We start from the raw sequence: 13960 nt of genomic DNA on the forward strand, positions 1-13960 counted from the left end.
TTAAAATTCTTATTAAATTCCCTATCGCTCATTTTAGGAGGAAAAATAAATGCATAAAACTGAACATATTTTAGAAACAAGAGATTTTATATTAAGTAAAACAAACTACCGTCCAACGGTTGGATTAATATTAGGTTCTGGCTTAGGTACTCTTGCAGATGAAATCGAAAACTCTGTTGTAATTCCTTACAGTGAAATTCCTCATTTTGCAAAGTCTGAAGCAGTTGGACACGCAAACGAATTAGTAATCGGTGAATTAAAAGGCCAAGCTGTTGTAGCAATGAAAGGCCGTTTCCATTATTATGAAGGCTTTACTTTAGATGAAGTAACGTTCCCTGTGCGTGTAATGAAAGCACTTGGAGTAGAAAAATTAATCGTAACAAATGCTTGTGGCGCTGTTAATACTAGCTTTAATCCAGGCGATTTAATGTTAATTACTGATCATATTAATTTAGTTGGAACAAATCCTTTAATTGGACCAAATAACCCAGAACTAGGAACTCGCTTCCCTGACGTTTCTGAAGTATATAACAAAGAATTACGTAGCCTTGCATTAGATGTAGCTGCGAAACAAGATCTTAAATTACAACAAGGTGTATATGCTTGGTGGAGTGGTCCTTCATACGAAACACCTGCTGAAATCCGTATGATCCGTACACTTGGTGCTGACTCTGTTGGGATGTCAACGGTTCCTGAAGCAATCGTAGCTGTTCACGGTAGTATGAAAGTTTTAGGTATCTCTTGCCTAACAAACATGGCTTGTGGCATCCTAGACCAGCCATTAAACCACGAAGAAGTAATTGAAGTAGCAAGCATGGTTAGAACGAAATTCGTTAACTTAGTTAAGGGCATTTTAGAAGAAATGTAATTAGCGTTTGAGTGACTCTGGAGGAAGTATTACCGGAGAAATATCTCGCTCAAGCAAGACAGTAACAAAATATGAAATTAGATATAAGTAAAGAGGTTTTCCCTCTTTACTTCTTTTTATTAAAACGAGGTGTTATTTTGAAAGGAATACTATATATCATTATCGGTTCTGTTTGTTATGGCGTTTTGTCTACCTTTGTAAAATTGGCTTATGGTGAAGGTTTCATTGTAAATGACGTAGTCGGTATGCAAATGTTTGTTGGGGCTATACTGTTATGGTCTATCGTACTTTTTAATAAAAGTAGATCCGCTAAATCAAATAATGAACAATATTTAAAGCCTACAAAGAAGGATGTTTTATTACTTGTTGTATTAGGGTCTACTACTGGCTTAACAGGGATGTTTTATTATTTGGCTTTACAATATATTACTGCATCATTAGCAATTGTGCTGTTGTTCCAGTTCACTTGGATTGGGGTTTTATTAGAATCAGTAGTCAATCGAAAACTTCCAGAAAAAAGTAAATTACTCTCATTGATTCCTCTCGTTATCGGCACAATCTTCGCGACAAATGTTTTAACCGATGGTATTGGTTCATTGAATTGGTTAGGAGTTTTATTTGGGGCGTTGTCCGCGGTTTCGTACAGTACTTTTATATTACTTAGCGGTAGAATCGCTTTAAAAGCAAACCCAATAACAAAAACGGCATTAATGATTACAGGTGGTTTTATAATTTGTGCTATCTTCCTCCCACCTACATTTTTCACAAATTGGCACTTATTTGCAGAACTTTTATTAAAGTACGGACTGATCCTTGGCTTTCTAGGTCCATTTTTCTCTACCTTAATGTTTTCAAAAGGCGTTCCTTTAACAGGTTCTGGTCTTGCCTCTATCTTAGGGGCAGCAGAGTTACCAACAGCTACATTAATGTCAGCGATTGTATTAAAGGAAACGGTTGGAGCTCCACAATATTTTGGTATCATTTTAATTTTAATCGGTATCGTTTTACCTGAATTCCTTAAAAGAAAGTCACTTCGCATAAAAAATATTTTCTCGCATTAAACTCGTAAAATACACTATGCAACATAAATTTGCTATTGCTCCGAATAATTAAATGGATATTTCAAATAATATTTCAGATTGCTCGCAAATTGCTTGCGATTAGTCTGAAATCAATTTTATTGATTTTTTCTACAAACAAAGATATTCAAAGTAATATCTTTGTTATTTTTATGGAGGTGTTTTTATGAAAGTAAGAGACGTCATGTCGAGTAATGTTGAATGTTGTTCAAATCAAGATTCTTTACAATCAGTAGCGAGTAAAATGGAATCATTAAATGTAGGTGCAATTCCAGTTGTTGAAAACGGTCAAGTTGTAGGAATGATTACAGATCGTGACTTGGCTTTACGTGGAATTGGTCAAAATGGAAACGGAAGTGCTTCCCAAGTAATGTCCAATAATATTGTGACGATTGATTGTAATGCTAGTCTTCAAGAAGCTTCAAATTTAATGGCACAGCATCAAATAAGAAGATTACCAGTCGTAGAAAATGGCAATCTTGTTGGAATGCTTTCACTTGGAGATTTAGCTGTACAAGAACAGTCAGACGAAAGTGCTGGCGAAGCATTGTCACAAATCTCTCAGAACGATATTAAATAATTAAAATGAACAAAGGGACCGTAAATTTATTCGGTCCCTTCTTTCTATGCATCCTTATTTATTCATTTGTGCAAGAAAATCTCCGAGTAGACTATCCATATCTTCCTCTTCAATTTCTTCTTTGGCAGCAGAGATTTCGCTTTTGCTTACAGCTTCCCAATTAAAGTTATCTAAGTCATCATCGCGATCGGCTTTTCTTCCAATATTATCTAAATTCGTTACATTCGGTTCGCTTGTACGAATTTTTGATTGAACGGGTTCCAATTCTGGCTCTAGTTCATTCATTTCTTCTTGAAGATATAGAGCTTCTTCAATTGCTAGACTATTACTATTTAGCGAAGTAATAAGAGAAGCAGTTCGAATTGGGTTAGATAATAGTTGGTACACAATACTACCTAATAGTGCCTCAGAATGTTCATGTTTTAACCAATCTCTTTGAGCTTTATCTAGGCTTTTTGGTAGTGGAATCGTTATTGTTTGCCTTTGCTTTGATAATGAGTCATTAACTCCGCTTATTACGTACTCAGCAATCTTACTTGAAAAGTTCCGTCTTTCGCTTTGTTTAAGCTGCTGCAAATGTTTTATAATCTGATCAGGCGTATCAGAAGGGATACGAAATGTAATAGGTTGTCCCCTCGTCAATTCTTTTTCCTTCATGGAATCACCTTATTTTGCTTTAGACATTTTTTGTTCTTCTTTTTCAGCTTGTTGTGTTTCTCTTCTAGATTCTCTTACTCTTTTTATTTCATAATCAGCGATTAGCTTATAATAAGCATTCGCCATCATCCAGATACTTTCCTTCTCATCCTCAAAGAAATCAATATTATAACCATCTAGGTTATTATTAAGAGTTTTAAGATACTCTTTTAAGATTAGCGATCCTCCACCAATGAAATAGCATATTTCAGTTTGTGAGTTCTTCTGCCAAATATTTCTTAAATGGCGATATTGTTTTTTTGCTAATTCTAGTAGAATTCGGTCTACAATATCATGAACGCTTGTCCGACTACCCTTAACCATAATATGATTTCGATCACTTTTCTTTGTAATGATCTCTACAACATCTCTTCGGCTATCAAGTTCAACTCCATGTCTAGAACGAATCTCTTCACGAATTGCTTCTAGGGACTCTGCCACGCCAAGATTAAAACCTTGAGCTTTATCGTCATCTACCTTTCGATTCCTAATTACCGCAATATCAGTTGACAACCCTCCGATGTCTTGAATAAGGATTTTTTTATCTATAAGGTCTTTATTAATTATGTTTAAATGATTGTCCATGACTAAGTTAATAAAAGCCGCAAATCCTTCAGGATAGACTTTAACTTCTTCAAACTTAATATTAACTTTTAATCCTTGATGTCTTGGTGTCACTAAAAACTCTACTTGGTGAACCGAGCCTAGTAATCGTGAACGATAACCGACGTCCTTTCCTTCCTTTACTTCTCTAAGCGGAAGACCGGTTCCTAATACGTATGTTGCCTCAATTACATTATTAGAGTTCTTTACAATCTGTTTATTTTCTTCTCTAGCTGCATCTAACGCTAAAGCTGCAAATAACATAATAAGCGTTTGATCCTCTTCAGACTTATTACTCCCAGGATCTAATTCTGTTGCATTACCACTTTTAGTTGCTAGGTTCCCTACACGATAAACAGTATTATTCTCTTTTAAAGTAGGGGAGTGAACGCGAATATGTATTCCATCAACTGGATCTTGGTTGTCTAATTCTTCTATCCCAATGATTGGACGATCTTCTGTATCCCTTGCAATAATATTAGGAATATTAATCTCAGATTCCATCTTCCCAAAAATTCCTTTGAGTGAATCGTTTCCTACATCAATAGCAGCTATACGAGCATTTACCACTTAAATCATCCCTTTCGCTAATAGGTTTACATATTAATAGATAATTCTGATATTAGATTATCTAACTTTAGCGATCCGGTCAATGTCCCATACTGAACTATTATAAAAATGTAACTGAATTGTCATCTTGTATACAAAATTGTAAACACATAAACTTGTATACACTTCTGTGTACATGTATACAAAAATGTATACAAATGTTTACAAAAACGTGTACTTGTATACAAAAGTGTATACATACCTATTTCATTCTAAAATTAATTTCGGAACAACTGTCTCCTACCTGTGGATAATAAGTTTACGTTTTCGTGTACAAGTATACTTTATCGTATACAATTGTTTGCAAAATGTATTCTTGTGTACAAATATGTGTACAACTCCCTTTACATCGGTTTTCCTCTAAAAATTAAAAAACTGGCAGATTGCTTCTACCTGTCAATATGTGTATAAGTCCCTTATTAAAAATATCCACATGTGGATTACTTATTTTTTATTATGACTAACTAACTCTTGAATAGGGTTATTTTCAAAGATTATTATTTTGGAATCCTGTAATTTATTGTAATCCTCTTCAGACATAAGCTTTAAATTTAAGAGGTCCTCCTTTGTTGTAAATTTTGGATATGACCTTCTCCGTAATGATCCAAATCTTTTTAGATTATAAAATTTCCAACCTAAAAGACCAAAATAAAAACCGATCCACAAAAGGATTGTAAATAAAATAAAAATACGTATGTCATGATTTGTCATTTTAAAATAGGACTTTACTATATTTATATATCGATTATTGTAATTTATTAGCGAACTAATGAAATAAGCAATTACAATTATGCATTAGATCCAAACTACTAACGTTGCAATAGTAATTATCACTTCACTTAGCCAATTTTTCTTTGAATGAACGATTATTCCAGTTTCCTTTTCCCCTGTCTGGACTTGTCCATGTTGCATAACCACCTTTTATTCTTGATTTAATTGCTTTTGGTAATGCAAACATTACAATCATTGCATTTAAAACCCAATAAATAACTGGATACCACGCGGCCCACAAGTAATATTTTTTTATGTTATCGTATGTGGAATCCACTCTTATCGACATCCAAAGCTGTATAAGACTCATGAAAACAAGTGAGAAAGAAGAAAAGGTCATCCATATTATTAATTCTTGTATACTGTTAGCCGTTATTAAATAGTAAATTGTCACGAATACCCAAGAAAATGACCATATTAAACTAACCCATTGTTCAAATAGATTGGCCAGATCCTTCTATGCCCAAAGTCCAATAATAAACGCCAATACCGCATAATTACCTCTTGTCCACCCTGTGCCCAACGAATTCTTTGATTCCAAATTCCTTTTAATGTTTCTGGAACTAACATCCAGCAAAGTGCACGAGGTTCATAGCGAATATCCCAAAATCTTTCTTGTAGCTTCCAGGATACTGCGATATCTTCTGTAATCATGTCGCGGTCCCATAATCCTACATCTACAAGTGCTTTTTTTCGAAATGCAACGACTACCCCTGATACAGTCATAATTTTACCTAGCATTCTTTGGGTTCTTTTTATGGCCCCAATAATAGAAGAATATTCTACTATTTGTAATCTACTCAGTAGCGTATCACGATTTCGAATTCTTGGATTTCCCGTTACGGCACCTAATCTTTCACCACTATGTAGAAAATGATAAATAAGATACTGTGCAGCTTTAGGCGCAAAAATGGCATCAGAATCAATACAAACTAAAAACTCCCCTTTTGATGCATGGCAAGCAATATGTAGAGCATTTGCTTTCCCCCTATTTTCTCTACAATCAATTGCTTTAACCTCACGATGATTATTTGCCATTTTTTCTAAAATTTTAAAGGTTGAATCCTTACTGCCATCGTTTACAGCAATAATTTCTTTTAATGGATAATCTAGTTCCACTAAATATTGAATTGTCTTTTCAATTGTTTCCTCTTCGTTATAACAAGGTATTAAGATGCTAATTAATGGCCAATCAATCCCTTCAAAATTTACATCCTTTCCTTTTTCTCGGTATCGGAAAAATAGACTGGATCCGGCCACCCAAAATAAAGACATAACCAATGGATACCAAAATACAAACTCCGACAAAAGGCTTATGAATTTGTTCAATTTTAATCATCTAATTTACTAAATTCAAAAATGTAACTTCCATATAAAAACTAGTATCAGCAAATACAAATAAATTAACAGTGTTTTTCTAACCGACATATGTAATTTTTTACTTTCTTACAAAAGTTTTTGTTCTTTTTACGTGAAACGATTATAATGGGAATTATGATTGTACTTCTCTAGTACAATTTAATAGATAGAAAATTTAATAGAAAAATCCATAAGCTTTATTGCTTATGGTAGAGGTCGCAAACTCCCCTCTACAAAAAAATAAGGCGAAAAACAATATTTGTCGTATTGTTTTTATTTTTGTTATTCGGGATGCCCTCTTCTTTTTAATCATGTAAAGGAGAGAAGAAATATGAAAAATGAAAAAGCAATCGTTGTATTTAGCGGTGGCCAAGACAGTACTACTTGTTTATTCTGGGCTATGCAACAATTTGGTGAAGTTGAGGCTGTTACGTTTAATTACAATCAGCGCCATAAACTAGAATTAGATGTAGCTGCAGATATTTGTAAGGAATTAAATATTCCTCACCATATCCTTGATATGTCCCTGTTAAATCAGCTTGCACCAAATGCTTTAACAAGATCAGATATTGATATAACTCACGAAGAAGGCGAACTCCCTTCTACATTCGTCGATGGGCGTAACTTATTATTCCTATCTTTTGCAGCAGTACTTGCTAAACAAAAAGGAGCAAAGCACATTATTACAGGTGTTTGTGAGACTGACTTTAGCGGATACCCTGACTGCCGAGATATCTTTGTTAAATCATTAAATGTAACTCTTAATCTATCAATGGATTATCCATTTGTTATTCATACTCCACTTATGTGGATCGATAAGGCTGACACATGGAAACTAGCTGATGATTTAGGCGCATTTGAATACGTAAGAAATAAAACATTAAGTTGCTATAACGGCATTATTTCTGATGGTTGTGGAGAATGTCCGGCATGTGAGCTTCGTCAGGCTGGTTTAGATCGTTACCTACAATCGAAGGGAGCCGCAAAGAATGTTTGATTTTCGTATCGTAGAAAGACTTCATAAAATTGATGAGCATATAAAAAAAGAAGACTTAAAATATCACAATAAACGCGTTCTTGTTAATAAAGAATTTACCTTTGATGCTGCACATCACTTACATTGCTACGAAGGTAAATGTAAAAATTTACACGGACACACATATAAAGTTATTTTTGGAATTAGTGGTTTTGTTGATGAAATCGGCTTAGTGATCGATTTTGGTGATATTAAACAGATTTGGAAAGAAAAAATTGAAATCTATTTAGATCACCGTTATTTAAATGAGATGCTACCCCCGATGAATACAACAGCAGAAAATATGGTTGTTTGGATTTATGAGCAAATGGAAAATGCACTTAAAGATCATACAAATCCTGCACAAGATATTCGAGTAGAGTTTGTTCGTTTATTTGAAACGCCTACTTGCTATGCAGAAGCTCGTAGGGAGTGGATGATCAATGAGTAAAATTCCAGTACTTGAAATATTCGGACCTACTGTACAAGGTGAAGGAATGGCAATCGGCCAAAAAACGATGTTTATTCGTACTGCGGGTTGTGATTACTCTTGTAGTTGGTGCGATTCTTCGTTCACCTGGGATGGTAGTGAAAAAGAAAATATAAAATGGATGACTGCTGAAGAAGTTTGGAAGAATTTAACCAACATAGGCGGCGATACATTCTCTCATATTACGATTTCTGGTGGAAACCCTGCCTTACTTCCATCTTTGGGCCCTGTAGTTGAGTTTTTAAAGGAAAAGAAAATGACTTTAGCTCTTGAAACTCAAGGTAGTAAGTGGCAACCATGGTTACCTTCTATTGATGAAGTGACTTTATCGCCTAAACCGCCTAGCAGTGGCATGAATACTGATTTTGATATACTGGGAAGCATTATTCAAAATTTAGAAAATCATCCAAAGTTTTGCTTAAAAGTTGTTATATTTGATGAAAAAGATTTAGCTTATGCGGAAACTGTTCATCAAAAATTCCCACATGTTCCGTTCTTTTTACAAGTCGGAAATAGTTGGCTAAATGCGGATGATAGCACTTTATTACAATACATGTTAAATCGTTACGAATGGCTAATAGATGAAGCAATGAAATCAAAAGTATTTAAAAATGTAAAAGTTTTACCTCAATTACATGCATTTGTTTGGGGAAATAAGAGAGGAGTTTAACCAAAATGGTAGGAAGATCAAAAGGTTCACTAGAAGATGTATCATTACTTGGCAGCAACAACACAAAATATTTATTTGAATACGATCCAGGAATATTAGAAACATTTGATAATACTCATCCAGATCGTGATTATTTCGTAAAATTTAATTTCCCTGAATTTACTTCACTTTGTCCAAAAACTGGTCAACCTGATTTTGCGACAATTTATATAAGCTATATTCCTGAGAAAAAAATGGTTGAAAGTAAATCATTAAAATTATACTTCTTTAGCTTCCGTAATCATGGTGACTTCCATGAGGATTGCATGAATATTATAATGGATGATCTAATCAAATTAATGGATCCTCGTTATATTGAGGTTTGGGGGAAATTCACTCCACGTGGCGGAATTTCAATTGACCCATATTGTAACTATGGTCGACCAGGTACAAAATACGAAAAAATGGCTGAACATCGTATGATGAACCATGATTTATACCCTGAGAAGATTGATAATCGATAAGAACTAAAAGTGCACTGTATAAAATACAGTGTACTTTTTTTATTCAGGTAAATACTATATTCGTTTATAGCACTTAATTTGTTTTTATTTTACAATTAATGGAAAGTAAATAAAAAGTGTGGTGAAACCATTTGTTTAAACTATTACTCATTGAAGATGACTCTTCTCTATTCACTGAGATTAAAGATCGCTTATCTGGATGGTCTTACGAGGTATTTGGAATAACAGATTTTAGTAAGGTAATTCAAGAGTTTACAGAGATAAAACCAGATTTAGTCATCATTGATATACAACTACCAAAATACGATGGTTTCCATTGGTGTCGTATGATTCGTTCCCATTCAAATGTCCCTATTATCTTTCTCTCTTCAAGAGATCACCCTTCGGATATGGTCATGTCGATGCAGCTTGGAGCAGATGATTTTATACAAAAGCCATTCCATTTTGATGTACTAATTGCGAAAATCCAGGCTACTCTTAGACGCGTATATAATTACAATACCGAAAAAATTGCTCTTAAAACTTGGTGTAGTGCAACCGTCGACTATGAAAAAAATACTGTATCGAATAAAACTGGTGCAATTGAACTTACAAAGAATGAGATCTATATTTTAAAACTACTAATTGAACAAAAAAATAAAATCGTAAGTCGTGAGCAATTAATAAATGCCCTTTGGGATGATAAACGATTTATTAGTGATAATACTTTAACAGTAAACGTAAATCGATTGCGTAAAAGACTAGATGAAATAGGATTAGGACAATTTATTGAAACAAAGGTTGGTCAAGGATATATTGCTTTAGAAGAGGTTATCTAATGATTAAAACATTTCTTATTGAGCGATTTAGTTGGATTCTTTTTTTTCTACTAACACAAGTACTTGTTGTATTTGTTTCATTTATTGATTCGTCAATTCCTTTAAAATCACTACTTTACATTGTCTTTCTATCACTATTATTGTTTATCATTTTTTTAGTCATTCGATATCCTAAAGAAATAAAATTTTATAAAAGTCTTGTTGAACGGGAAGATAACCTTGATTTGACTGGAGTTGAAGAATCAAATAGCCCATTTGAAGAAATTGTTGAAAATAGCTTAACAAATCAAACAAGCTTATTAAAAAAAATAGCTATTCAAAATCAAACTTATTTAGAGCAAGAAAAAGATGAACTCCTATCATGGATCCATGAAGTAAAAACACCTTTAACAGCAATGCACTTAATGATTGATCGTATGAAGGATGAAAAGTTGAAATCAAATTTAACATATGAATGGCTACGTATTCACCTATTACTAGATCAACAGCTTCACCAAAAAAGAATACCTTTTATTGAAAATGATCTTTATATCGAAAAAATTCAACTGGAAGATGTCATTTATCCAGAGATTAAAACTTTGCAATCATGGTGTATACATAAAGGGATTGGATTTGATATTGAATTAGAGGAGCTAGAAGTATTCAGTGATGCTAAATGGCTATCATATATACTACGACAGCTATTAACAAATGCAGTGAAATATAGTCCATCTTCAGACATTCGGATTATAAGTAAGCAAAAAAATGAGCAAGTGATTCTTGAAATTGAAGACTTCGGTCGTGGTATTCATTCAAAAGATTTGCCGCGAATTTTCGAAAAAGGATTTACGTCTACGATTCAGCATCAAGACAATGCCTCTACAGGGATGGGATTATATTTAGCAAAGAAAGCTGCCCAGTCCCTACATATTACTTTCCAAGTAAAGTCTGAGTTAGATCAAGGTTCAACTTTCACACTAACCTTCCCTAAACGAAATGAATTTGTAAAAATAACAAGCATGTGACAAAATTGTCACATGCTTTTGTTTATTGTTCGGTTAATCAAAGGAAACGGTCTTAGTAACCATTTATACTAATTTTATCGAATGAAAATAAAGGAGTGTACGAATTGAATATTTTAGAAGCAAATAAAATTCATAAAAGTTACGGAAATAAATTTAATAAACAAGAAGTGTTAAGTGGCATTAATATAAACATCGAAAAAGGTGAATTTGTTAGTATCATGGGTCCGTCTGGATCTGGTAAAACAACTTTACTAAACGTTCTTTCCTCGATAGATAAAATTAATAGTGGAACGATTTCAATTGAAGGTAAAGACATAACGGATATGAAAGAAAAACAATTAGCAGAATTTCGTAAATACTACTTAGGCTTTATTTTCCAGGAATACAACTTACTAGACACATTAACTGTAAAAGAAAATATACTTCTACCTTTATCAATAACAAAAACGTCACCAAGTGAAGCAAATCAAAAGTTTGATGTTATTGCTAAAGAGCTTGGCATTTATGAATTAAAAGATAAGTATCCTAACGAAATCTCTGGGGGACAAAAACAGCGTACTTCAGCGGCTAGAGCATTTATTCATGAACCTAGTATTATTTTCGCAGATGAACCTACAGGCGCATTGGATTCAAAATCTGCTTCAGATTTATTAAATAAACTAAGTGAACTAAATGAGAAAAGAAACGCGACAATTGTAATGGTTACACATGATCCAGTAGCAGCAAGCTTCTGCAATCGCGTTGTCTTTATTAAAGATGGACAAATCTATTCACAACTACACAAAGGCGATGAAACGAGACAGAATTTCTTTAAAGATATCATGAAAACCCAAGGTGTATTAGGTGGTGTTCACCATGAGCATTAATCATTTGATATTCCGAAATTTAAAAAAGAATTTAAAAAACTATTATCTATATGTTTTTGCATTAATTTTTAGTGCTGCCTTATACTTCTCATTTGTTACATTGCAGTATGATCCTTCAATGGAAGCGACAAAGGGTTCAATCAATGGAGCAGCAGCAATTCGCTCAGCGTCGATTTTACTTGTCGCAATCGTTTCGATTTTCCTTTTATATGCAAATATGATTTTTATAAAAAGAAGGAGTAAAGAAATTGGTTTGTTTCAATTAATTGGAATGACTAAAAACAGGATTTTCGGTATTTTAACAGTTGAAAATTGTATTCTATATTTTAGTTCATCGGTTCTTGGGATCTTAGTAGGTTTTTCGATTTCAAGGCTAATCATCATGATTTTATATAAAATCGTCGGAGTAAAAGCGATTGCTACTTTACATTTTTCTTCACAAGCATTAGTGCAGACATTAATTGTTTTTGTCGTAATTTACGCGTTTATTATGTTAATGAATTATGCTTTTATTAAACGTCAAACTATTTTATCTTTATTCCGAGTAGTCTCATCGACTGAAGGAAAGCTTAAAAAAATGTCTATTTTCGAGATTTCTATTGGAATTTTAGGTATTTTATTAATAATCTCAGGTTATTTTCTATCATCAAAATTATTTGATGGTGATTTTACTACTATGACTGAACTATTTTCGGTAATGATTTATATTTTAGCGTCAGTCATTATTGGAACTTATTTAGTGTATAAAAGTTCGGTTCGTTTTATTTTAAATATCGTTCGTAAAAAGAAAAATGGCTATTTAAATATTAATGATGTCCTATCTTTATCTTCAATTATGTTTAGAATGAAGTCTAATGCCTTGCTACTAACAATTATTACAACCGTTTCAGCTCTAGCGATTGGATTATTATCTTTAAGCTATATATCTTATTATTCTGCCGAAAAAACTGCAGAGAGCCATGTCCCTGCTAACTTTTTCTTAAATAATAATAAGGATTTACAAACTTTCACCTCTGCTCTAAATGAAAATGGTATTAAATATAACGAAAAACAGGTTGAGGTTATTCAAGTTAATACAAATATAAAGAATATACTAGATACAGAGTTAAAAGGCATGATGAAGGATGCTGACAAATTCCCACTAGCGGTTGTAAGCGAAAAGTCAGTTAAAGTAAACCTTGCTTCAAATGAAGCCTTATTTACTGGATACGATGATATGCTTCAAAAATTTATGACCTTAAAGGATTCAGGGCATATTGAATTAACTAGCAGTAAGGAAAAATTTAATCTAAACTATTTAGGATTAAAACGTGAAAAGATTATACCTTCCTATTTCACAAATGGAGGATTTCCTACTGTAATTATAGACGATCAAGTATTTAAAACATTAAAACGGAATCTTGATTCATCCATTCAAAAAGATTCAACTGTCTACAATGGAATTAATATAAGTGATGAAAAACAAATTGAAAAAGCAAATACGATTTATATGGACCATCAATTTGATAAGAATTATCCTAATGCTTCTCGACTTGAAATCGTTAAAAGTCAGAAAGCAAATATGGGCCTTATTATGTTCATCGTCGGATTTTTAGGACTAACGTTCTTAATGACATCTGGATGTATCTTATACTTTAAACAAATGGATGAAAGTGTTGACGAAAAACCAAACTATACTATTTTACGTAAACTAGGTTTCTCCCGTAGAGACCTATTAAGAGGTATACGTTCTAAGCAATTGTTTAATTTCGGTATCCCATTAGTAGTCGGACTAGTTCATAGCTATTTTGCCGTTCAATCTGGATGGTTCTTATTCGGTACTGAAGTCTGGACACCAATGATTATCGTCATGGTTTTATATGCTGTTTTATATTCGGTCTTTGGTCTTTTATCCGTTCTTTATTATAAAAAAGTAATTAAAGAAGCTCTTTAGACTAACAATACTACCTAATAAATAATAGAAACTCGAACCTGAGCTTCTATTATTTTTTTACTTATTTTGATTTATAATAGCCTTATACATATTACT

At 33.0% G+C, this 13960-nt stretch carries 15 protein-coding genes; 11 read left to right on the plus strand and 4 right to left on the minus strand.

Annotated features, from left to right (window positions below; genetic code table 11):
• Positions 1-49 precede the first annotated feature (49 nt).
• The 3 genes from ABEY15_RS18810 to ABEY15_RS18820 all read left to right on the plus strand — a co-directional run bounded on the left by ABEY15_RS18810 (position 50) and on the right by ABEY15_RS18820 (position 2527).
• Positions 50-868: a purine-nucleoside phosphorylase gene (locus tag ABEY15_RS18810; RefSeq protein WP_056469109.1), complete on the plus strand. Its 819-nt coding sequence runs from the start codon at positions 50-52 to the stop codon at positions 866-868.
• Positions 869-1005: 137 nt separating this feature from the next.
• Entirely contained in the window at positions 1006-1929 is a 924-nt protein-coding gene (locus tag ABEY15_RS18815) for an EamA family transporter (protein ID WP_429891645.1), read from the plus strand.
• A gap of 184 nt (positions 1930-2113) precedes the next feature.
• Positions 2114-2527 (plus strand): CBS domain-containing protein, encoded by a 414-nt coding sequence (locus tag ABEY15_RS18820; RefSeq protein ID WP_429891646.1) that lies wholly within the window; start codon positions 2114-2116, stop codon positions 2525-2527.
• Between the two features lie 54 nt (positions 2528-2581).
• Here ABEY15_RS18820 and ABEY15_RS18825 read toward each other — a convergent pair whose 3' ends face one another.
• The 4 genes from ABEY15_RS18825 to ABEY15_RS18840 form a co-directional block, all read right to left on the minus strand.
• The gene (locus ABEY15_RS18825; RefSeq protein ID WP_429891647.1) at positions 2582-3184 is read right to left on the minus strand and encodes a hypothetical protein; all 603 of its coding nucleotides are present in this window, start codon (positions 3182-3184) and stop codon (positions 2582-2584) included.
• 9 nt (positions 3185-3193) lie between these two features.
• The gene (locus tag ABEY15_RS18830; protein WP_335484448.1) at positions 3194-4396 is read right to left on the minus strand and encodes a ParM/StbA family protein; all 1203 of its coding nucleotides are present in this window, start codon (positions 4394-4396) and stop codon (positions 3194-3196) included.
• 874 nt (positions 4397-5270) lie between these two features.
• Positions 5271-5483, minus strand: coding sequence for a hypothetical protein (locus ABEY15_RS18835; protein WP_429891648.1), 213 nt, complete (start codon positions 5481-5483; stop codon positions 5271-5273).
• A gap of 140 nt (positions 5484-5623) precedes the next feature.
• Positions 5624-6481: a glycosyltransferase gene (locus ABEY15_RS18840; RefSeq protein ID WP_429891649.1), complete on the minus strand. Its 858-nt coding sequence runs from the start codon at positions 6479-6481 to the stop codon at positions 5624-5626.
• A 415-nt stretch (positions 6482-6896) separates the two neighbouring features.
• On the opposite strand from ABEY15_RS18840, the gene queC reads away from it, so the two are divergent.
• From queC to ABEY15_RS18880, 8 genes are all read left to right on the plus strand, one after another.
• Complete coding sequence (gene queC / locus ABEY15_RS18845; protein ID WP_429891650.1) at positions 6897-7562, plus strand: 7-cyano-7-deazaguanine synthase QueC; 666 nt, start codon at positions 6897-6899, stop codon at positions 7560-7562.
• Positions 7555-8031, plus strand: coding sequence for a 6-carboxytetrahydropterin synthase QueD (queD, locus tag ABEY15_RS18850; RefSeq protein WP_429891651.1), 477 nt, complete (start codon positions 7555-7557; stop codon positions 8029-8031). The genes queC and queD overlap by 8 nt, the downstream gene beginning before the upstream one ends.
• Positions 8024-8740 carry a 7-carboxy-7-deazaguanine synthase QueE gene (gene queE, locus ABEY15_RS18855; RefSeq protein ID WP_429891652.1) on the plus strand — a complete coding sequence of 239 codons (717 nt, stop codon included), beginning with the start codon at positions 8024-8026 and terminating at the stop codon, positions 8738-8740. The genes queD and queE overlap by 8 nt, the downstream gene beginning before the upstream one ends.
• A gap of 5 nt (positions 8741-8745) precedes the next feature.
• Complete coding sequence (gene queF / locus ABEY15_RS18860; RefSeq protein ID WP_088012612.1) at positions 8746-9243, plus strand: preQ(1) synthase; 498 nt, start codon at positions 8746-8748, stop codon at positions 9241-9243.
• A gap of 131 nt (positions 9244-9374) precedes the next feature.
• The gene (locus ABEY15_RS18865) at positions 9375-10061 is read left to right on the plus strand and encodes a response regulator (protein ID WP_429891653.1); all 687 of its coding nucleotides are present in this window, start codon (positions 9375-9377) and stop codon (positions 10059-10061) included.
• Positions 10061-11065, plus strand: coding sequence for a sensor histidine kinase (locus ABEY15_RS18870; RefSeq protein WP_429891654.1), 1005 nt, complete (start codon positions 10061-10063; stop codon positions 11063-11065). Before ABEY15_RS18865 ends, ABEY15_RS18870 begins: the two co-directional genes overlap by 1 nt.
• Positions 11066-11169: 104 nt before the next feature.
• Positions 11170-11931 carry an ABC transporter ATP-binding protein gene (locus ABEY15_RS18875; RefSeq protein ID WP_429891655.1) on the plus strand — a complete coding sequence of 254 codons (762 nt, stop codon included), beginning with the start codon at positions 11170-11172 and terminating at the stop codon, positions 11929-11931.
• On the plus strand, positions 11921-13864 hold the full coding sequence (locus tag ABEY15_RS18880; protein ID WP_429891656.1) for an FtsX-like permease family protein: 1944 nt from the start codon (positions 11921-11923) through the stop codon (positions 13862-13864). Before ABEY15_RS18875 ends, ABEY15_RS18880 begins: the two co-directional genes overlap by 11 nt.
• Positions 13865-13960: the final 96 nt, after the last annotated feature.

The sequence above is a fragment of the Gottfriedia acidiceleris genome, assembly GCF_050457485.1.
Taxonomy (GTDB): Bacteria; Bacillota; Bacilli; order Bacillales; family Bacillaceae_G; genus Gottfriedia; species Gottfriedia acidiceleris_D.